The sequence below is a fragment of the Methylobacterium segetis genome (assembly GCF_004348265.1).
Lineage (GTDB): Bacteria > Pseudomonadota > Alphaproteobacteria > Rhizobiales > Beijerinckiaceae > Methylobacterium > Methylobacterium segetis.
Genome location: NZ_SMNT01000007.1, coordinates 1 through 20,168 on the forward strand (window position 1 = coordinate 1; position 20,168 = coordinate 20,168).

Sequence of the window (20,168 nt, forward strand, 5' to 3'; positions counted from 1 at the left end):
CGCGCGCGCTGCATGCCACCGTGGACATCGATGACGAGATCCCGGCCGAGCACTACAAGGCCGTGGCCGAGGTGATCGGCTTCGTTCTGAGGTTGCGCCGCCGCGCCGCCTGACCGCGATGGATGCCGATCCGCTATGGACGTGATTCGTGCCGGCCGATCCCGAAAAGCCACTGTTTGTCCACCTTTATTCGGGAAAGTCCGCCGCAGCTTCCGGAGACAAATCCCTTGCTGCCCGGGGAGGCTCGGGCGTAACCGGTTCGCGTACGGGTGGATTGAGGCCTGATGGCTGAGCTGATGGGATCACCGGCGCCCGTGTCGGGCTCGATCGACCGGTCCGAGCGTCCGGGCCGCGTCGGGCTCCTCCTCGTCCTGGCGGGCCTGCTCGTCGGCGCCGCGATCGGCCTCTCGTTCGTCGCCAACGAGCAGGCGCAGTCCCTGATCGTGTGGCTGCTGGCGCTGCTGGCCATGGCCGGCGTGTTCTTCCTGTTCGCGCTCGCCATCGGCGCGATCCAGCTGAGCGGGCAGGGCGCGCGCGACGACATCACCAAGGCGATCGTGGACGCGGCACCGGAGGCGGCCGTGGTGGTCGAGGAGGGCGGACGCCTGATCTACGCCAACGAGGCGTATCTGCGGATCGCCGGCGGCGACAATTTCTCGAACCTGCGCTCGGTGGAGCGGATCTTCGTGGGTTCGCCGGAGGTCTCGGAGGCCGTCTATCGCCTCGCGCAAGCGGCGCGCGAGGGCCGCAGCCACACGGAGGAGATCCGGATGGCGCCGCCGCCGAGCGGCACGGCGGAGCGGGAATTCGCGTGGTTCCGCATCTCGGTCCGGGCGTTGAGCCGTCCGCGCCGGCAATCCTCCCTGTGGACCGTCGGCGACATCACGCATGAGCGCGAGCGGCAGGAGAACGTCTTCCAGGAACTTCAGCACGCGATCGACTATCTCGACCACGCGCCGGCGGGCTTCCTCTCGATCGATCCGGCCGGCTCGATCGTCTACATGAACGCGACGCTTGCCTCCTGGCTCGGCTACGACCTCGCCACCGTCGGTCCCGGCGGTCCCCACCTGTCGGAGATCGCGCCCGGCGCCGACGTCCTGACGAGTGCCGCGGGCATGCCCGGCGAGGTTCGTACCGACCGGTTCGATCTCGACCTGCGTCGGCGCAACGGTCACTCGCTCCCCGCGCGCCTCTATCACCGGGTCGCCTTCGGCAAGGACGGCAAGCCCGGTTCCTCGCGCACCTTCGTCATCAACCGCTCGGCCGGCGCCGAGTTCGACGAGCCGCAGCGGGCGGCCGAGGTGCGGCTCGCCCGCTTCCTCAACAATTCGCCGATCGCCATCGCGACCCTCGACCGGACGGGCAGGATCGCACGGGCGAACGCCTCCTTCGCCAGGCTCTTCGGGGCCATGCCCCGGCAGGCGATCGAGGTCGGGGCGGCCGAGGCGGGTCCCGAGCCGAGCATGGGCGAGACCGTGACGGAGCGCGACCGCGCGGCGCTCGAGGCCGCTCTGGCCAAGGCGGCGAGCGGCCTCAGCGACGTGCAGCCGATCGAGGTCGCGCTGCAGGGTGCGGGCAATCGGTCGGCGCGCGTCTGGCTCAGCCCGGCGGGCGGCGAGGGCGCCGCCGCCGACCAGAGCCTCGACGAAGCCGATCGCGAGCGTGTGATCCTCTACGCCCTCGACACCACCGCTCAGCGTCAGCTCGAACAGCAGGTCGCGCAGACCCAGAAGATGGACACGGTCGGCCAGCTCGCCGGCGGCATCGCGCACGACTTCAACAACGTCCTCCAGGCGATCATCGGCTACTCGGACCTGCTTCTGGCGAGTCACAAGCCGACCGATCCCGCCTTCCAGGACATCATGCAGATCAAGCAGAACGCGAACCGGGCGGCCGGCCTCGTGCGCCAGCTCCTCGCGTTCTCCCGCCGCCAGACCCTGCGGCCCGAGGTAATGAATGTCGGCGAATCCCTCTCCGAGCTGACGCTCCTGCTCAAGCGCCTCCTGGGCGAGCGCGTCGACCTCGAATTGAAGCACGGCCGCGACATCTGGCCGGTCAAGGCCGACGTAAACCAGTTCGAGCAAGTGATCGTGAACCTCGCGGTCAACGCCCGCGATGCCATGCCCAATGGCGGCCGCCTGCTCGTGCGAACGGCGAACGTGCCGGGTCAGGCCGAAGCGGATGCGCGCGGCGGCGCGCCGGCCGGAGACCACGTTCTGATCGAGGTGCTCGATACGGGCGAAGGCATTCCGCCCGAGCTGATGGAGAAGATCTTCGAGCCGTTCTTCACGACGAAGGACATCGGCAAGGGCACGGGCCTCGGTCTCTCGACGGTGTTCGGCATCGTCAAACAGAGCGGTGGCACGATCGACGTCCAGTCGACCGTGGGGGAGGGCACCGCCTTCCGGATCTACCTGCCGCGCCACGAGCCCGCCGAGGAGGCGGCCCCGGAGCCGATCGCCATCGCGAGCCCCTCCGCCAAGCTCGTTCCGCCGGGTCAGGCAGCCACGTCCGACGCGGTCGGAACGGCACCGGCCGAGCCGGCCGAGGCCGCGCCGGCGGTGCCGAAGGAGGTGCGCAAGCCGTCCGCCGACCACACCGGTCAGGGAACCATCCTCCTCGTCGAGGACGAGGACCCCGTCCGGGCCGTCAACAGCCGGGCGCTATCGGCCCGCGGCTACACGGTGCTGGAGGCCGCCTCGGGTGCCGAGGCGATGCGGATCGTGGAGGAGGGCGCGAGTGAGATCGATCTCGTCGTGTCCGACGTCGTCATGCCGGAGATGGACGGGCCGACCCTGCTGCGAGAGATCCGGAAGCACAAGCCCGGCCTGAAGGTCATCTTCGTCTCCGGCTACGCCGAGGACGCCTTCCGCAAGAATCTGCCGGAGGGCGAGGCCTTCAACTTCCTGGCCAAGCCTTTCAGCCTGAAGCAACTCGTCGAGACCGTGAAGAAGACGATGTCGGCGTGAAGGCCGGCACGGGTCTCAGCTCGGGAGGCCGACCTCCCGCAACACCGTGAGAAATGCGGGTGAACGGAAGTGCTCTCCCTTGCGAGATGAGAACAAAACAGGTACATAAATCGGCAACCGGGCGCATTGAGAACCGCGCCCTTTCCACGCATAAGGATGCCGACGCATGGCCCAGGCCGCACTGAAAGTGGTGGACACTCCGAGCATGGATAAGGACAAGGCCAAGGCGATCGACGCCGCGCTGTCCCAGATCGAGCGCGCCTTCGGCAAGGGCTCGATCATGCGCCTCGGCAAGACCGACAAGGTGCAGGAGGTCGAGACCATCTCGACCGGCTCGCTCGGCCTCGACATCGCGCTCGGCGTCGGCGGCCTGCCGCGCGGGCGCGTGATCGAGATCTACGGCCCTGAATCGTCGGGCAAGACCACGCTCGCGCTCCACACCATCGCCGAGGCCCAGAAGAAGGGCGGTGTCTGCGCCTTCGTCGACGCGGAGCACGCCCTCGATCCCGTCTACGCACGCAAGCTCGGCGTGAACCTCGACGACCTCCTGATCTCGCAGCCCGATACCGGCGAGCAGGCGCTCGAGATCACCGACACCCTCGTCCGCTCGGGCGCCATCGACGTGCTCGTCGTCGATTCCGTGGCCGCGCTGACGCCTCGGGCCGAGATCGAGGGTGAGATGGGCGAGTCGCAGCCCGGCCTGCAGGCCCGCCTGATGAGCCAGGCCCTGCGCAAGCTGACGGGCTCGATCTCGCGCTCGAACTGCATGGTCATCTTCATCAACCAGATCCGGATGAAGATCGGCGTGATGTACGGAAGCCCCGAGACCACCACGGGCGGCAACGCGCTGAAGTTCTACGCCTCGGTGCGGCTCGACATCCGACGCATCTCGACGCTGAAGGACCGCGACGAGGCGATCGGCAACCAAGTCCGCGTGAAGGTCGTGAAGAACAAGGTCGCGCCGCCCTTCAAGCAGGTCGAGTTCGACATCATGTTCGGCGAGGGCGTTTCGAAGGTCGGCGAACTCATCGACCTCGGCGTGAAGGCCGGCATCGTCGAGAAGTCGGGCGCGTGGTTCTCTCACGCGAGCCAGCGGCTCGGCCAGGGCCGCGAGAACGCCAAGGGCTTCCTGCGCGACAATCCGGATATCGCGGCCAAGATCGAGACGTCGATCCGCCAGAATTCCGGCCTGGTCGCGGAGCGGATCCTCGAGAACGCGACACCCACCGCCGACGATCTCGACGAGGGCGAGGCCTGATCTCAGCAGGCTACGCCGGACGGATCCCGAGGCCCGCCGCGAGAGATCGCGGCGGGCCTCATCACGTTCGCGTCAACCGCCGAAGGGCAGGATCTTGAGAAACAGGCCCCAGAGCACCAGCAGGATGCCGAGCATCGACACGCCCCAGGCGAGCGTGCGCATGACGGGAATGCCGAACGCGAAGATGGGCAGGTAGGCGGCCCGGCCGATCACGTAGAGGTAGGCCCCGGCGATTACGGCCGTGTTGTGCCGCCCGATGACGGCGCAGGCGAGGACGAGGGCGGCGAAGATCGGGAAGGTCTCGAAGAAGTTCTTGGACGCTTTCTCGAGACGCGCGGCCGCGCCGGTCACTTCCGGCGCCTTGCCTTCCCGGTTGCTCGCCGCCCAGGCGAGGCCGCCGCGCTGCCTCAGCCCGCTCGCGGAGGCCGCCACGATGTGGACGAGGCCGAGCAGGCAGGCGACGGCGAGAAGGCGGACTTCGATCGGCATGGGCGGGACCCTCGGCGGGAAATGTGTGGAACCTCGGCCGTTCCTAGCCCGAGGCAGCCCCGGCACGAAACCGCTCGCGAGAAACCACCCGTGACTTGCGCCGCGCCTCTCCTTATGAGGACGAAGAACGATAGCCAGGCTTCGCCGTGAGGCGCGTGGCGCAGGATCCGATCAGGACAGAGTCTATTTCGATGAGCGGCGTCAACGAGATCCGGTCGACCTTCCTCGACACCTTCGCGAAGGCGGGCCACGCCGTGCTGCCCTCCTCCTCGCTCGTGCCGAAGAACGACCCGACGCTGATGTTCACGAACGCCGGCATGGTGCAGTTCAAGAACGTCTTCACGGGCGTCGAGAAGCGGCCCTACACCAAGGCGACCACGGCGCAGAAATGTGTCCGCGCGGGTGGCAAGCACAACGACCTCGACAATGTCGGCTACACGGCGCGGCACCTGACCTTCTTCGAGATGCTGGGGAATTTCTCCTTCGGAGACTACTTCAAAGCCGAGGCGATCGAACTCGCCTGGACTCTGATCACCAAGGAGTTCGGTCTCTCGCCCGAGACTCTGCTCGTCACCGTCTACGCGGACGACGACGAGGCGGCCGGTCTGTGGCGGAAGATCGCCGGCTTCTCGGACGACAAGATCATCCGCATCGGCACCTCCGACAATTTCTGGCAGATGGGCGATACCGGCCCCTGCGGTCCCTGCTCGGAGATCTTCATCGACCGCGGGCCGGGCTTCGCGGGCGGCCCGCCCGGCTCCCCCGACGAGGACGGCGACCGGTTCCTGGAATTCTGGAACCTCGTCTTCATGCAGTACGATCAGGTGACGCCGGGCGAGCGCCAGCCGCTGCCGCGGCCCTCGATCGACACCGGCATGGGCCTGGAGCGCATGGCGTCGATCCTCCAAGGCGTTCCGACGATCTACGAGACCGACCTGTTCCGCGCCCTGATCGATGCAGTGGCCCATGCCGTCAGCCGCGCGCCGACGCCTGAGACCGCGGCCTCCTACAAGGTCGTGTCGGACCACCTGCGCTCGACCTCCTTCCTGATCGCGGACGGGGTGCTGCCCTCGAACGAGGGCCGCGGCTACGTGCTGCGGCGGATCATGCGCCGGGCGATGCGCCATCTCGAGCTCCTCGGCGCCCGCGAGCCGGTCATGTATCGCCTCGTGCCGACGCTGGTGCGCGAGATGGGCCCGACCTACACCGAGCTGATGCGGGCCGAGAGCCTGATCTCCGAGACGCTGCGGCTTGAGGAGACGCGGTTCCGGCGCACGCTGGAGCGGGGCCTCGCCATCCTCGACGCGGAGAGCCGCGATCTGACGGAAGGCCAGAACCTCTCGGGCGAGACGGCCTTCACCCTCTACGACACCTACGGCTTCCCCCTCGACCTGACGCAGGACGCCCTCAAGAACCGCGGCATCGGCGTCGACACCGCAGCCTTCAACGCGGCGATGGAGCGTCAGCGGCAGGCGGCGCGCGCCGCCTGGTCGGGCTCGGGTGAGGCCGCGACCGAAACGGTCTGGTTCGCGATCCGGGAGCGGGTCGGCGCGACTGAGTTCCTCGGCTACGAGACCGAGACCGCCGAGGGCATCGTGACCGCCCTTCTGCGCGAGGGCGCCGAGATCGAGACGCTGAAGGCCGGCGAGAGCGGTCTCGTCCTCCTGAACCAGACGCCGTTCTACGCGGAATCGGGCGGCCAAGTCGGCGATACCGGCCTCATCGTCGCGGCCGGCCTGAAGGCGCGCGTCACCGGCACCGAGAAGAAGCTCGGCGACCTCTTCGTCCACCACGTAACCGTCGAGGAGGGCAGCCTCGCTCTAGGTCAGGCCGTCGAGTTGCAGGTGGAGCACGCCCGGCGCAGCGCGATCCGTGCCAACCACTCGGCGACCCATCTGCTGCACGAGGCGCTGCGCCAAGTGCTCGGCGACCACGTCGCCCAGAAGGGGTCGCTCGTCTCGCCAGAGCGTCTGCGCTTCGACTTCAGCCATCCGAAGCCGATGGAGGAGGCCGAGCTCCGCGCCGTCGAGGATATCGCGAACGCCGTTCTCCTGCAGAACGCGCCCGTCGTCACCAAGCTGATGGCGGTCGACGAGGCGATCGAGTCGGGGGCCCGCGCCCTGTTCGGCGAGAAGTACGGCGACGAGGTGCGGGTGGTCTCGATGGGCCGGCCCGTGGACGATGCCGGCATCGAGACCGAGGGCGGACGCCTGCCGAACTTCTCGATCGAGCTCTGCGGCGGCACGCACGCCGCCCGCACCGGCGACATCGGCCAGATCACGGTGGTGGGCGAGAGCGCGGTCGGCGCCGGCGTCCGTCGCATCGAGGCGATGACGGGCAATGCCGCGCGCCGTCACCGCGCCGAGGAGAGCCGCGCCTTGGGTGCGCTGGCCGGCCTCCTGAAGGCGCCGGTCGCTGACGCGGCCGAGCGGCTCTCCGCACTGATGGAGGACCGCCGCCGCCTGGAGCGGGAGCTCTCCGAGACCCGCAAGAAGCTCGCCATGGGCGGCAGCAATCAGGGCGATGATGCGGCCCGCGAGGTCAACGGCGTCAAGCTGATGGCCCGCGTGGTCGAGGGCGTCGAGATGCGCGATCTCAAGAGCCTCGCCGACGAGGGCAAGAGCCGCCTCGGCTCCGGCATCGTCGCGATCGTCGGCGTCGCCGCGGACGGCAAGGCCGGCCTCGTCGTCGGCATCACCGAGGATCTGACGGAACGCTACGACGCGGTCGGGTTGGTGCGGGCCGGCGCCGGTCACCTCGGCGGAAAGGGCGGCGGCGGACGCCGGGACATGGCCCAGGCTGGCGGCCCCAACGGGGCGGGCGCGGAGGCGGCGCTCGCCGCCATCGCGGACGCTCTCGCCGCGGCGGCCTGACGGTTCCCGGCCCCGGCTTCCGCAGCCGGGGCCGACGATTGCTTGTGTGGGTGATGGCGCCTCAGTTCACCCGCTTCCAGGTCTGGCGCTTGCAGAACACGCTCATCACGCAGCCTGCGACCTCGAGGGTGCTCGGGCCGGTCACCTTCAGGCTCCCGGAATAGGTCTTCCCGTCCTTCGGATTGTAGAGCGTGCCTTCGTAGCCGTCCGCGGTCGGCGTCGTCGCGTTGACGATCTGAACGCCCACGACGCTGCGGCTGCGCAGCGCGGGGTTCGGGTTGTTCTCGTCGATGCCCTTGCCCGACGTGCTGACGATCGTGCCGCACATGCCGCCGCCGCAGCGGCTGAGCCGCACCTTCGAATCCCCCGTCTCCGTCAGCCAGACGCCGGTGGCATCGGGGGCGGCCTGAGCGGCCGGTGCGAGAGCAAGGAAACCGAGCAGGAGGGTGGGGATGAGGCGCGGCGCGCGAGGCATCGTCATGGTGGTTCCTCCCGTTGGTATCCTTATGGACCTTCGTCGAGCTTTAGCGTTCCCGGTCTGGCTTCGGCAAGAGTGCCCCGGCAAGATCGGCGCCCGGTGGCGCAATCGCGTTGCGGAGGGCTCGGCGACGGTTTTCGGACTTCCGGTATGCACGTGCAGGTGAGGCCGATGCCTCAGCGGCGTCCGAGGACGGCACCCCGGTAGGTCTCGGCGACCTCGCAGAACGGGACGCCGTCGCCGGTCGAGAGCACGGCCTCCACGGCGAAGAGCGCCTCGTCCGGCCCGGGCACCCGCCCGAAGGCAGCCTGCCAGATCACGCGGACCCCCAGATTACGCCGACTCGGGCTCAGCGGCCGCACCACGCGTCCGAACGGCGTGTCGCTGTCGGCGAGCCGGGCGTTCATCGCGGCCGTGAGGCGGCCTGGTACGTACCAATTGTCGGCCTCGGAGAGCACGTGCTCGCCGCAGGTGAGCCTGACGCGGCGGTAGCGCACGGGCTCGCCGGGCGCGAGGTCGAGGCGCCGGGCCTGCGCCGCGCTCAACGGCTTCTCCGGCCCGCTTTCCCGGCGCGCGACGAGCCGCGGCTCCGCCGCGAGTCCGCGCTCCGCGCACCAAGCCTCCAGGACGGAGGTGGCGCTCGGACCGGTGAGCAGCCGGGCTTTCAGCGTCTCGATCAGGATCGCCGCCTCAGCCGCGTCGGGAGTGGGTCGGACCACCTCGTCCGACGACGCACCGGGCGCCTCGGCATGGACGGGAACGGCCGGAACAAGCATCGCCATCGCAGCTCGGATATAGGCAGCCCGTCTCACGCGCGTACCTTCGCAGGTGATGATGCACCGCGATAGAAGCTGTCGGCGAAAAGATCCAGGTTCAGGAATTCGTCGAGAAGGAGGGGATGGTGGAGCCTAACGGGATCGAACCGATGACCTCTTCCATGCCATGGAAGCGCTCTCCCAGCTGAGCTAAGGCCCCACTCTATCCACCGCGGCGGCTGGAAACGCCCGCGGAGTTCGTCTCGCCGCCGGGTCCGTAGAGCCCGCCGGCGAGGCCGGTTCTATAGGCGGCTCCCGGCCCGGACTCAACCCCTTTTTTCACCGAGCGGAGCCGTTTTTCGCCGGCCGCCTCAGGGTGCGGGGAGAGGGGCGCGGGGCCGGCCCGCCTCAGCTCTCCTCGTCGTTCTCGATGTCGCCGTCGATCAGGTCGGAGACGTCGTCATCGCCCGTATCCTCCTCCTCGAGGAACGTATCGTCGTCGCTGTCCCCCGCATCCGCGTCGTCGCTGGAATCGTCGTCCGTCGTGGTGTCGGCTTCGTCCTCGGCCGCTTCGACCTCGTCGAGGGAGACCATCTCCGGGCCGCTCTTCTCTTCCGCGTCGTCATCCTCGTCGGTCGAGCGGGCGGCGAGCGCCGGGGCGGCGACGCGGCTCGTGGCGACGGCCTGATAGACAGTGCCGCATTTCGGGCAGATCGCGGGATCGCGGTCGAGATCGTAGAATTTCGCGCCGCAGCTCATGCATTGGCGCTTGATGCCGAGTTCCGGTCTGGCCACGGGCGAAAACCTCTGACGGTGGGGTCTGGAAGAGGGGCCCCGTTAGTCGCGCGGCGCGCCCGTGTCAAATGGGGCCGTTTCCCGAGGCGCCCGCGGGGCTTCGCTGGATTTTCGCGAGCGACCCGGCGTTGTTCGGAGCCGCGCGCAGAACCTGCCGGATGACGCCGGGCGGCGCGCATGATAACGGCCCGCCACCGCCCTCCAGCGAGGCCGATACCCGTGTCCCACGATTCCGAGCCACAGCCCCTCACCGCCGCTCCGGGCAAGCCCCTGACGGGCTCGCTCCGGCCGCCGGGCGACAAGTCGATCTCGCATCGGGCGATGATCCTCGGCCTTCTCTCGATCGGCGAGACACGCGTCGAGGGCCTGCTCGAGGGCGACGACGTGCTCCGAACCGCCGCTGCCGCACGCGCGCTCGGCGCCGGCATGGAGCGCCTCGGCGAGGGACGCTGGCTCGTGCGCGGCGTCGGCATCGGCGGCATGAGTGACCCGGCCGAGACGCTCGATTTCGGCAATGCCGGCACAGGCTCGCGACTGATCATGGGCGTCGTCGGCGGGCAGCCCGTGACCGCCACCTTCGACGGCGACGCTTCGCTGCGGAAGCGGCCGATGCGGCGGATCCTCGACCCGCTGGTGCGCATGGGCACCGAGGTGCTGGGCGAGGCGGAGGGCGGCCGCGTGCCACTGACCCTGCGCGGCCCGCGCGAGGCGATCCCGATCACGTACGAGACGCCCGCAGCCTCGGCGCAGATCAAGTCGGCCGTGCTGCTCGCCGCCCTCAACGCGCCGGGCGTCACCACGGTGATCGAGCGCGAGGCCACGCGCGATCACACGGAGCGGATGCTGCGCCTGTTCGGGGCCGAGGTCGCGGTGACCCCACACGGGCCGGGCGGGCATGGGCGCGCCGTGGCGTTGACCGGCCAGCCGACACTCCGCGGCACCGACGTCGTGGTGCCGGCCGACCCGTCGTCTGCGGCCTTCCCGCTCGTCGCGGCCCTGATCGTGCCGGGCTCGGACGTGACCATCCGCGGCGTCATGATGAACCCGCTGCGGACCGGCCTCATCACTACCCTCCTCGAGATGGGCGCGGAGATCGAGCGGCTCGACGAGCGCGAGGAGGGCGGCGAGACGGTCGCCGATCTGCGCGTGCGCGCGAGCCGCCTGAAGGGCGTCGATGTGCCGGCCGAGCGCGCGCCCGCGATGATCGACGAATATCCCATTCTGGCCGTGGCGGCGGCCTTTGCCGATGGCCCGACCCGGATGAACGGGCTCCACGAGCTGAGGGTGAAGGAATCCGACCGCCTCGCCGCGGTGGCCGACGGGCTTGCGCAGAACGGCATTGCCTACGCGATCGAGGGCGACGACCTCATCGTCACCGGCGACGGCCTCCCCCCGAAGGGCGGCGGCAAGGTGGCGACGCATCTCGACCACCGCATCGCCATGGCCTTCCTGGTTCTCGGCCTCGCCACCCGCGAAGCCGTAACGGTCGATGACGGTGCCATGATTGCCACGAGCTTCCCGAGCTTCCTGCCGACGATGAGGGGGCTCGGGGCCGAGGTCCGCGGAGAGGTCGTGGCGTGAGCGGACCGATGGTGATCGCGATCGACGGGCCGGCCGCGTCGGGCAAGGGTACGCTCGCCAAGCGCCTCGCCGCTCATTACGGGCTGCCCCACCTCGATACCGGCCTTCTTTACCGCGCCGTCGCGCTGGCGATGCTCGATGCAGGGCGCGCCCTCGACGACGAGGCTGCGGCCGCCCACGCCGCCGCCTCGCTGATCGCGGACAGGCTCGCAGATCCGCGACTTCGCGAGCGCGCCATGGGCGAGGCCGCCTCGCGCATCTCGGCGGTGCCGGCCGTGCGCGCGGCGCTCCTCGCTTGGCAGCAGCGCTTCGCCGGGAACGCGGTCGGGGCCGTACTAGACGGACGCGACATCGGCACGGTGGTCTGTCCCGACGCGCAGGTGAAGCTCTTCATCACGGCCTCGGCCCTTGAGCGCGCCCGCCGCCGCCACCGCGAGCTGATTCTGCGCGGCGAAGAGACGACGCTTGCCGTGATCCTCGCCGATATCGAGGCGCGCGACGCCCGCGACGCCTCGCGCGCGACGGCGCCCCTGAAGGCCGCCGCCGACGCCGTGGTGCTCGACACGACGGAGCTCGACGCGGACGAGGCATTCGAGGCCGCCAAGCAGGTGATCGATCGGCGCCGGCCGCACTGAGACCGATACGGGCCCGGCCGGCGCCGGCCGCGATCTCCGGGCGGGCGAGCGGCGTTCAGGTCCCCCGCGGCTTCGCGCGACGCGTCGGGGCCTCGCTCAAGGGGTCCTCCGGCCAGGGGTGACGCGGGTATCGCCCGCGCATCTCGGCGCGGACCGCCGCCCAGGAGCCGCGCCAGAACCCCGGCAGGTCACGGGTAATCTGAATGGGGCGGGAGGCCGGGGAGAGCAGGTGCAGGACGAGGGGAACGCGTCCGCCTCCGATCACCGGATGCCGGTCGAGACCGAACAATTCCTGGACACGCACGGCGAGGACCGGCTCGGCCTCCGCTTCGTAGGTGATCGGGACGCGTGAACCCGTGGGCACGGTGACGTGGGTCGGCGCTTCCGCGTCGAGGCGGGCGCGCAGGGTCCAGGGCAGGAGCGCGTCGAGGGCGCGCCCGAGATCGTCGGCCGTCACCGCGTCGAGGCTCGTCCGCCCGAGGATCGCGGGCGCCAGCCAGTCGGCAGCACTCTGCGCGAGGTGCCGGTCCGAGAGGTCCGGCCAGTCTTCGCCCTCGGCACCGCGCAGAAAGCGGATGCGCGCGACGAGTTGCCGGAGTGCCGGCGTCCAAGGCAAGGCGTCGAGTGCGGTCTCGCCGAGGCCGCGGGCGAGGATGGCCGCGCTCGTCTCGTCGGCCGGCACCGGCAGGGTGCGCTCGCCGAGCGTGACCGCACCGAGACGCCGGGCTGCGCGCGCACGCAGGGCACGCGAGGCGGGATCGAACACCACGTTCGTTGAGGCCTCGATCCGATCGGCGAACAGCGTCTCGATCGTATCGGCGTCGATCGCGGCCGCGGACAGGATGCGCGCATTGGCTGCCGCACCCGCGAGATCCGCCACAACGATGAAGGGCTCGCGGGCGAGGGAGGCGGCGGGATCGAGGCGCCCAGCCCGGCCGTTCACCATCACGAACTCGCCGTCCCGGCCGCGGGCGCGGGCGATCCGGTCGGGATAGGCCAGCGCCAGGAGCGCTCCCGTCCCCGGCGCCGCTCCGTCCCGGGATCCGGCGCCCGCCTGCCGGGCCCAACCCTCGGCGAGGCGCCGCATGTCGGCGGCGCGTCCGCCCCGCTCTCGGTGGAATCGGTCGACCCGCTCCGCGAGGTCGGTGCCATCTCCGCCGAGGCCGCGCTCGACGAGAACCGCGGCGAGATCGGCCGCGGCCTGCGCAGGATTGGCCTCGGCCGCGCTCACCACCATTCGAGCGAGGCGTGGCGGCAGGGGCAGGGCGCGAAGCCGCGCGCCAACCGGCGTCAGGCGCCCGTCGTCGTCGATTGCGGCGAGGGCGCGCAGCATGTCCCGCGCTTCCTTGAGGGCAGGCGCCGGAGGCGGGTCGAGGAAGGCGAGGGTCGCGGGATCCGCGACGCCCCAGGCGGCGCAGTCGAGGAGGAGGCCGGCAAGGTCCGCCGCCAGGATCTCGGGGCGCCCGAACGGGTCGAGGGCGTTCGTCGCCGCCTCCGACCAGAGGCGCCAGCAGATGCCGGGCTCGGTCCGGCCGGCGCGGCCGCGGCGCTGGTCGACGGAAGCGCGCGACGCCCGGGCCGTGACGAGACGGGTGAGGCCGATGCCGGGCTCGTAGACGGGAACCCGCGACAGGCCGGAATCGACCACGATCCTCACGCCCTCGATGGTCAGCGAGGTTTCGGCGATGCTGGTGGCCAGCACGACCTTGCGGCGGCCGGGCGGCGCGGGCGCCACCGCCCGGTCCTGCTCGGCCTGGGTGAGGGCGCCGTAGAGGGGCGCGATCTCGGTCTCGGCCCCGACGCGGCCGGCGAGCGCCTCGGCAACCCGACGGATCTCCCCCTGGCCGGGCAGGAAGGCGAGGATGGAGCCGGGATCGGCGCGAAGCGCCCGCAGGATGGCGTCCGTCATGGCGTCCTCGATCCGGCGGTTCGGATCGCGATCGGCGTAACGGGTCTCGACGGGATACGCGCGGCCCTCCGATTCGAGGATCGGCGCCTCGCCGATGAGGCGGGACACGCGCGCGCCGTCGAGGGTCGCCGACATCACGAGGAGACGGAGATCCTCACGGAGCCCCCCCTGCGCGTCGATGGCGAGGGCAAGCCCGAGATCGGCGTCGAGCGATCGCTCGTGGAACTCGTCGAACAGTACCGCGCCGACACCGGACAATTCCGGATCGTCGAGGATCATGCGCGTGAAAACACCTTCCGTGACGACCTCGATGCGGGTGCGGGCCGAGATCTTCGAGCCGAGCCGCACCCGCAAGCCCACCGTGTCCCCGACGCGCTCGCCGAGCGTCGACGCCATCCGCTCCGCCGCCCCGCGGGCCGCGAGGCGACGCGGCTCCAAGAGCACGATCTTCCGCCCTGCGAGCCACGGCTCGTCGAGGAGGGCGAGAGGCACCCGCGTGGTCTTGCCGGCTCCGGGCGGAGCGACGAGCACGGCCGCGTTCCGGCCGCGCAGCGCCCCCGTCAGGGCGGGCAGCACGGCGTCGATCGGCAAGGGCGCGGCGGCGAAGGTTGCAGAGACGGGCATCACGCCAGCGCATGCGGCCGCAGGGCACGTTTTGCAACCAGAAATAGAGGGGCTTTATGACTATGCACGTTTGTACTTGTAGATCCACGCCACGTCCGAGAGGAATTTATATTCCTCTGTCATGAAAAGCGTATATTCCCCCTAAAACTCAGTTCTATCCGGAACCTAAATAGTCGAGACAGCTTGTCGGGTCGATGCGCCGCGGGCGTGCGCTAACGGATAGGACTTGATGACGAAGCTTGCTCTCACCCTCGCGGCCGGCGTGATGCTCGGCGGCCTCGGCCTCACCGCCGCCTCCGCGGCGCCCGGCATGCCCGCCTCCGGGCTCGTCGCCGGCGAACCGGCGACGGAGACGGTCGCCCACAGCCGGTATCATCATTGGAAGAAGCATCACCGGATGTACCGCCGGCAGGTCAACCGGCACCGCATGCGCTACGGCGATCCGAACGCCCGCAACCCCGAGCGGCCCGGCTACATGCAGCAGCGCGGCACCACCTCGGGCGGCCCGCGCTACTGAGCGGTCGACAAAGCCCGTCGGTTCGAAGGGCCGGCGTCCCGCGCCGGCCCTGTCTCGGCTGATCAGACCCCGATGTCGAAGGCGGCAAGGGCGGCCATGTTGACGAGGTCGGCATCGGTCGCGCCGAGGGGCACGATCTGCACCGCCTTGTCGAGGCCGACGAGAAGGGGGCCGAGCACCATGGCGCCACCGAGTTCCTGGAGCATCTTGGTCGAGATCGCGGCGGAATGGAACGCGGGCATCACCAGCACGTTCGCCGGCTCCCTGAGGCGGCTGAACGGGTACTGGGCCATCAGTTCCTTATCGAGCGCCACATCCGCCGCCATCTCGCCCTCGTAGACGAAATCGACGCCGCGCCGGTCGAGGATGCGCACGGCCTCCCGCACCTTCTCCATGCGCTCCCCGCGCGGATGACCGAAGGTCGAGAAGGAGAGCAGCGCCACCCGCGGTTCGGTGCCGAGCCGACGCGCAGCGCCGGCCGCCTCGATGGCGATCTCGGCGAGTTCCTCGGCCGAGGGCATCTCGGTGATCGCCGTGTCGGCGACCATCACGGTGCGGCCGCGGGCGAGGCAGACCGAGAGGCCGATCAGCCGGTGGCCCGGCTTCTCGTCGATGACGCGGCGCACGTCCTCCAGCGCGATCGAGTAGTTGCGGGTCACGCCCGTCACCATCGCATCGGCGTCGCCGAGGGCCACCATCGTCGCCGCGAAGTGGTTGCGGTCCTGATTGATCAGGCGCTGGCAGTCGCGGAACAGGTAGCCGTGGCGCTGCATCCGTCCGTAGAGGGCCTGCGCGTACTCGGCGTTGCGGTGGGAGAGCGCCGCGTTGTGGATCTCGATGGTGTCGCGCCGCGACAGATCGATCCCCATCGCGGCCGCGTTGGCCGTGACACGATCCTCGCGCCCGACCAGGATCGCGGTCCCGAGGCCCTGGTCGGCGAAGGTCAGCGCCGCTCGGATCACGAGCCCTTCCTCCCCCTCCGCGAAGACGACGCGCTTCGGAGCCTTGCGCACTTCCTCGAAGACCCGGTTGAGGATGCCCGCGACGGGATCCCGGCGCGCCGAGAGGCGGTCGCGGTATGCGGCCATGTTCTCGATGGGCTTGCGGGCGACCCCGGTCGCCATCGCGGCCTTCGCCACGGCGGGGGGAACGGTGTGGATGAGGCGCGGGTCGAACGGGACCGGGATGATGTAATCCCGCCCGAAGCGCGGGCGCTCGCCCTGATAGGCGGCCGCGACCTCGTCCGGCACGTCCTCACGGGCGAGATGCGCGAGAGCCTCGGCCGCAGCGATCTTCATTTCCATGTTGATCGAGCTGGCATGGACGTCGAGCGCGCCCCTGAAGATGTAGGGGAAGCCCAGAACGTTGTTGACCTGGTTCGGGTAGTCCGAGCGGCCGGTTGCCACGATCGCGTCGGTGCGGATCTGGCCGACCTCCTCGACGGTGATCTCGGGGTCCGGGTTCGCCATGGCGAAGATGATCGGGTTCGGCGCCATCGAGCGGATCATGTCCGCCGAGAAGGCCCCCTTGACCGAAAGCCCGTAGACGATGTCGGCGCCCTCCATCGCCTGTGCGAGCGTCCGCTTGTCGGTGCGGACCGCATGGGCCGACTTCCACTGGTTCATTCCCTCGGTGCGGCCCTCGTAGACGACCCCCTTGGTATCGCAGAGGATGACGTTGTCGTGCCCGAAGCCCATCGCCTTGAGGAGCTCGATGCAGGCGATGCCGGCAGCCCCCGCGCCGTTGACCACGAGCTTCGCGCTGGCGATATCGCGGCCCGTGAGGTGGAGCGCATTGATGAGCCCCGCCGTGGCGATGATCGCCGTGCCGTGCTGATCGTCGTGGAAGACCGGGATGTCCATCACTTCCCGCAGCCGGTCCTCGATGATGAAACATTCCGGAGCCTTAATGTCCTCCAGGTTGATGCCGCCGAAGGTCGGCCCGAGGTAGCGCACGCAGTTGATGAAGGCCTCCGGATCCTCGGTGCCGACTTCGAGGTCGAACGAATCGATGTCGGCGAAGCGCTTGAAGAGCACTGCCTTGCCTTCCATCACCGGCTTCGAGGCGAGGGCGCCGCGGTTGCCGAGGCCGAGGATCGCGGTGCCGTTCGAGATCACCGCGACGAGGTTGCCCTTGGCCGTGTAGTCGTAGGCCCGCGAGGGGTCCTCGGCGATGGCGAGCACCGGGACGGCGACGCCCGGCGAATAGGCGAGCGACAGGTCGCGCTGCGTCGCCATCGGCTTCGTGGCGACGACCTCCAGCTTGCCCGGCCGCCCCTGTGCGTGGAAATGCAGGGCCTCGTCGTCGGTGAAGGTTGGGCGCTTGGCGCGCTTCTGCGGGTTCGTCGGCTCGGTCATGGGCTCCTCCTCGGGAGGCCGCCTATCGATCGTGCACAAATCGTTCAAGATCGCGCTCGCGGCCAGGCCGACGGCCCGGTTACAGGAGAGGCGCATCGTCGGCTCCCTTCTCCCCAGCCGAAACCATCCGCCGCCCTGATTCGGCCGGCCCGCTCTGCTATGAAGCGGACATGGCCCAAGCTGCAGTCCGAACGATCGCGAGAGCCCACCCCGCGGACGAGGCCGTGAGCGCGTCCGCCACGTCTGCGGCTGCGGCCGGCGCGACGCCGATGATGGCCCAGTACATCGAGATCAAGGCCGCCAATCCGGACTGCCTGCTGTTCTACCGGATGGGCGATTTCTACGAACTGTTCTTCGAGGACGCCGAGATCGCATCCCGGGCGCTGGGCATCGTGCTCACGAAGCGCGGCAAGCATGCAGGCGCCGACATCCCGATGTGCGGCGTGCCGATCGACCGGGCCGACGATTACCTGAGCCGGCTGATCGCGCTCGGCCACCGGGTCGCGGTCTGCGAGCAGACCGAGGATCCGGCGGAGGCGAAGAAGCGCGGACCGAAATCCGTGGTGCGCCGTGAGGTCGTGCGCCTCGTCACCCCCGGCACCATCACGGAGGACCGGCTCCTCGACCCGGGCCGTGCGAACCTCCTTCTCGCCGTCGGCCGCCGCAAGCTCTCGGAGAATTCCTTCGCCTACGGGCTCGCGGCGCTCGACATCTCGACGGGGCGCTTCTCCCTGAGCGAGGTGGCTGGCGCGGAGCTTGCCGGCGCCATCGCCCGCCACGACCCGCGCGAGATCGTCCTGTCGGAGACGATCCACGCCGATCCCGGCCTCGCGCGGCTCTGGCAGGACGTGACGGCGCCGGTAACGCCGCTGGCGCAGGCCGAGCTCGAGCCGGCCTCCGCCGAGCGGCGCATCAAGGAGCAGTTCGGCGTCTCGACGCTCGAGGGTTTCGGCAGCTTCTCCCGGGCCGAGATCGCGGCCGCGGGCGCTGCCCTTCTCTACATCGAGCGCACCCAGATCGGGGCGCGCCCGCCCCTGAGCCCTCCCGCCCGCGAGGCGAGCGGCGCCACCCTCTCGATCGACGCGGCGACGCGGGCCAACCTCGAACTCACCCGGACACTCTCGGGCGAGCGGACAGGCAGCCTTCTCGACGCGATCGACCGCACCGTCTCGGCGAGTGGGGCGCGGCTCCTTTCAGAGCATCTCGCCGGGCCGCTGATGAACCTGAAGGCGATCGTGCGGCGCCAGGAGGCGGTCGCCTTCCTCGCCGAGGATCACGTGCTGCGCCGAGCCCTGCGCGACGCGCTCGCCCGCGCGCCCGACCTCGCCCGCGCCCTCTCGCGCCTCGGCCTCGGGCGCGGCGGCCCTCGCGACCTCGCCGCGATCCGCGACGGGCTCGACGCGGCCGGCATCATCGCCGGGCGGCTCGACGAGGTCGAGGCGCTGCCGGACGGCCTCGGGCGCCTCGCCAGGCACTTGGCGGAAGCCAATGCCGATCTCGTCGGGACTCTGAGGGCCGCGCTCGCCGACGAGCTTCCGCTCAACCGGCGCGACGGCAATTTCGTGCGCGCGGGCTATCACCCGGAGATCGACGAGGCCCGCCTCCTCGGCCACGATTCGCGAAAGGTGATCGCCGCGCTCCAGGCCCGCTACGCCGAGGAGACCGGCTGCCGCACGCTGCGGATCAAGCACAACAACGTTCTCGGCTACTACATCGAGGTGCCGCAGGCCGTGGGCGAGTCCTGCCTGAAGGGGCTGATGCGCGAGACCTTCGTGCATCGCCAGACCATGGTCGACGCGATGCGCTTCACGAGCGTCGAGTTGGGCGAGCTGGAAACGAAGATCTCGGGCGCCTCCGACCGCACCCTCGCGCTCGAAGGCGCGGTGTTCGAGGATCTCGCGGCCCGGGTGCTCGCCCAGACGGAGACCGTGGCACAGGTCGCGGAGGCGCTCGCCGGGCTCGACGTGGCGGGAAGCCACGCGGAACTCGCGGTCGAGCAGAGCTGGGCGCGGCCGCACGTGGACGACAGCCTCGCCTTCGCCGTCGACGGCGGTCGCCATCCCGTGGTCGAGGCGGCGTTGCGGCGCACGGGTGAGCCGTTCATCGCGAACGATTGCGACCTGTCGGGCGAGGGGCGGGGCCGCATCCGGCTGATCACCGGGCCGAATATGGGCGGCAAATCGACCTTCCTGCGCCAGAACGCCCTCATCGCCGTGCTGGCGCAGATGGGCGCCTTCGTGCCGGCCGCGCGCGCCCATATCGGACTCGTCGACCGTCTGTTCTCGCGCGTCGGCGCCGCCGACGACCTCGCCCGCGGCCAATCGACCTTCATGGTCGAGATGGTGGAGACGGCGGCGATCCTGAACCAGGCGAGCCGCCGCTCCCTCGTGATCCTCGACGAGATCGGGCGCGGCACCGCGACCTTCGATGGACTCTCGATCGCTTGGGCCTGCCTGGAACACCTGCACGAGGCGAATGCCTGCCGGTCCCTCTTCGCCACCCATTTCCACGAGCTGACCGCCCTGAGCCAACGCCTCGCGCGGCTCGACAACGCGACCTTGAGGGTGACCGAGCACCGGGGCGAGGTCGTCTTCCTCCACGAGGTGGTGCCGGGCGTGGCTGAACGCTCCTATGGGTTGCAGGTCGCCCGCCTCGCCGGTCTGCCGCCGGGGGTGATCGCCCGTGCCGGTGCCATCCTCAAGGGCTTGGAGAAGGCTGAGCGCGACCGGCCGGGCCGCCCCCGCATCGACGATCTGCCGCTGTTCGCGAGCCTCAGCCCGCCTCCGCCGCCGGAGCCTCCGGCACCGGTCGCGGACGACGCTCTCGGCGAGATGCTCGACGCGATCGATCCCGACGCGATGACACCGCGCGAGGCGCTTGAAGCGCTCTACGGCCTGAAGCGGGAGCGTGCAGCGCGGCGCTGAGCCG

At 70.1% G+C, this 20,168-nt stretch carries 14 protein-coding genes and 1 tRNA gene; 8 read left to right on the forward strand and 7 right to left on the reverse strand.

The features are described 5' to 3' along the window. The 3 genes from E1J50_RS03030 to recA form a co-directional block, all read left to right on the forward strand. Positions 1-113, forward strand: a 113-nt coding sequence (locus E1J50_RS03030) for an EscU/YscU/HrcU family type III secretion system export apparatus switch protein (RefSeq protein WP_207919140.1), incomplete at its 5' end; no start/stop codon positions are given. 171 nt (positions 114-284) lie between these two features. Continuing rightward, positions 285-2,969, forward strand: coding sequence for a cell cycle histidine kinase CckA (cckA, locus tag E1J50_RS03035; RefSeq protein WP_132250283.1), 2,685 nt, complete (start codon positions 285-287; stop codon positions 2,967-2,969). Positions 2,970-3,135: 166 nt separating this feature from the next. Further along, the gene (gene recA / locus E1J50_RS03040) at positions 3,136-4,227 is read left to right on the forward strand and encodes a recombinase RecA (protein ID WP_132250285.1); all 1,092 of its coding nucleotides are present in this window, start codon (positions 3,136-3,138) and stop codon (positions 4,225-4,227) included. 72 nt (positions 4,228-4,299) lie between these two features. On the opposite strand, the gene E1J50_RS03045 is transcribed toward recA, so the two are convergent. Next, positions 4,300-4,716: an MAPEG family protein gene (locus tag E1J50_RS03045; RefSeq protein WP_132250287.1), complete on the reverse strand. Its 417-nt coding sequence runs from the start codon at positions 4,714-4,716 to the stop codon at positions 4,300-4,302. A 191-nt stretch (positions 4,717-4,907) separates the two neighbouring features. Here E1J50_RS03045 and alaS point away from each other — a divergent pair, with 191 nt between their 5' ends. Further along, positions 4,908-7,589: an alanine--tRNA ligase gene (gene alaS, locus E1J50_RS03050; protein WP_132250289.1), complete on the forward strand. Its 2,682-nt coding sequence runs from the start codon at positions 4,908-4,910 to the stop codon at positions 7,587-7,589. Positions 7,590-7,650: 61 nt separating this feature from the next. Here the strand turns inward: alaS and E1J50_RS03055 are convergent, their stop codons facing one another. The 4 genes from E1J50_RS03055 to E1J50_RS03070 form a co-directional block, all read right to left on the reverse strand. Further along, positions 7,651-8,070 (reverse strand): DUF2147 domain-containing protein, encoded by a 420-nt coding sequence (locus E1J50_RS03055; protein ID WP_165937760.1) that lies wholly within the window; start codon positions 8,068-8,070, stop codon positions 7,651-7,653. A gap of 173 nt (positions 8,071-8,243) precedes the next feature. Further along, positions 8,244-8,849, reverse strand: coding sequence for a hypothetical protein (locus E1J50_RS03060; protein WP_245516403.1), 606 nt, complete (start codon positions 8,847-8,849; stop codon positions 8,244-8,246). A gap of 117 nt (positions 8,850-8,966) precedes the next feature. Further along, positions 8,967-9,042, reverse strand: a tRNA-Ala gene (locus tag E1J50_RS03065). Between the two features lie 188 nt (positions 9,043-9,230). After that, a complete protein-coding gene (locus E1J50_RS03070; RefSeq protein ID WP_132250291.1) occupies positions 9,231-9,617 on the reverse strand; it encodes a TIGR02300 family protein in 387 nt (128 codons plus the stop codon). Positions 9,618-9,836: 219 nt separating this feature from the next. Between E1J50_RS03070 and aroA the strand changes: the two genes are divergently transcribed. Together aroA and cmk are read left to right on the forward strand one after the other, a co-directional pair. Beyond that, positions 9,837-11,198 (forward strand): 3-phosphoshikimate 1-carboxyvinyltransferase, encoded by a 1,362-nt coding sequence (gene aroA, locus E1J50_RS03075; protein ID WP_132250293.1) that lies wholly within the window; start codon positions 9,837-9,839, stop codon positions 11,196-11,198. A gap of 8 nt (positions 11,199-11,206) precedes the next feature. After that, the gene (cmk, locus tag E1J50_RS03080) at positions 11,207-11,833 is read left to right on the forward strand and encodes a (d)CMP kinase (RefSeq protein ID WP_132250414.1); all 627 of its coding nucleotides are present in this window, start codon (positions 11,207-11,209) and stop codon (positions 11,831-11,833) included. Positions 11,834-11,888: 55 nt separating this feature from the next. Here the strand turns inward: cmk and hrpB are convergent, their stop codons facing one another. After that, positions 11,889-14,366, reverse strand: a complete 2,478-nt coding sequence (gene hrpB, locus E1J50_RS03085) for an ATP-dependent helicase HrpB (RefSeq protein ID WP_132250295.1) — start codon at positions 14,364-14,366, stop codon at positions 11,889-11,891. 229 nt (positions 14,367-14,595) lie between these two features. On the opposite strand from hrpB, the gene E1J50_RS03090 reads away from it, so the two are divergent. Continuing rightward, a complete protein-coding gene (locus E1J50_RS03090; protein WP_132250297.1) occupies positions 14,596-14,883 on the forward strand; it encodes a hypothetical protein in 288 nt (95 codons plus the stop codon). 62 nt (positions 14,884-14,945) lie between these two features. Here the strand turns inward: E1J50_RS03090 and E1J50_RS27945 are convergent, their stop codons facing one another. Further along, on the reverse strand, positions 14,946-17,240 hold the full coding sequence (locus E1J50_RS27945; protein WP_132250299.1) for an NADP-dependent malic enzyme: 2,295 nt from the start codon (positions 17,238-17,240) through the stop codon (positions 14,946-14,948). A 170-nt stretch (positions 17,241-17,410) separates the two neighbouring features. On the opposite strand from E1J50_RS27945, the gene mutS reads away from it, so the two are divergent. Next, entirely contained in the window at positions 17,411-20,164 is a 2,754-nt protein-coding gene (gene mutS / locus E1J50_RS03100; protein WP_132250301.1) for a DNA mismatch repair protein MutS, read from the forward strand. The last annotated feature ends 4 nt before the right edge of the window (positions 20,165-20,168 follow it).

What these genes read in the sequence shown, in the direction of transcription:
- E1J50_RS03045 (WP_132250287.1), bottom strand. Translation starts at nt 4,716, where the DNA reads ATGCCGATCGAAGTCCGCCTTCTCGCCGTCGCCTGCCTGCTCGGCCTC.
- alaS (WP_132250289.1), top strand. Translation starts at nt 4,908, where the DNA reads ATGAGCGGCGTCAACGAGATCCGGTCGACCTTCCTCGACACCTTCGCG.
- mutS (WP_132250301.1), top strand. Translation starts at nt 17,411, where the DNA reads ATGGCCCAAGCTGCAGTCCGAACGATCGCGAGAGCCCACCCCGCGGAC.
- E1J50_RS27945 (WP_132250299.1), bottom strand. Translation starts at nt 17,240, where the DNA reads ATGACCGAGCCGACGAACCCGCAGAAGCGCGCCAAGCGCCCAACCTTC.
- E1J50_RS03055 (WP_165937760.1), bottom strand. Translation starts at nt 8,070, where the DNA reads ATGACGATGCCTCGCGCGCCGCGCCTCATCCCCACCCTCCTGCTCGGT.
- E1J50_RS03090 (WP_132250297.1), top strand. Translation starts at nt 14,596, where the DNA reads ATGACGAAGCTTGCTCTCACCCTCGCGGCCGGCGTGATGCTCGGCGGC.
- E1J50_RS03060 (WP_245516403.1), bottom strand. Translation starts at nt 8,849, where the DNA reads ATGGCGATGCTTGTTCCGGCCGTTCCCGTCCATGCCGAGGCGCCCGGT.
- cmk (WP_132250414.1), top strand. Translation starts at nt 11,207, where the DNA reads ATGGTGATCGCGATCGACGGGCCGGCCGCGTCGGGCAAGGGTACGCTC.
- cckA (WP_132250283.1), top strand. Translation starts at nt 285, where the DNA reads ATGGCTGAGCTGATGGGATCACCGGCGCCCGTGTCGGGCTCGATCGAC.
- hrpB (WP_132250295.1), bottom strand. Translation starts at nt 14,366, where the DNA reads ATGCCCGTCTCTGCAACCTTCGCCGCCGCGCCCTTGCCGATCGACGCC.
- recA (WP_132250285.1), top strand. Translation starts at nt 3,136, where the DNA reads ATGGCCCAGGCCGCACTGAAAGTGGTGGACACTCCGAGCATGGATAAG.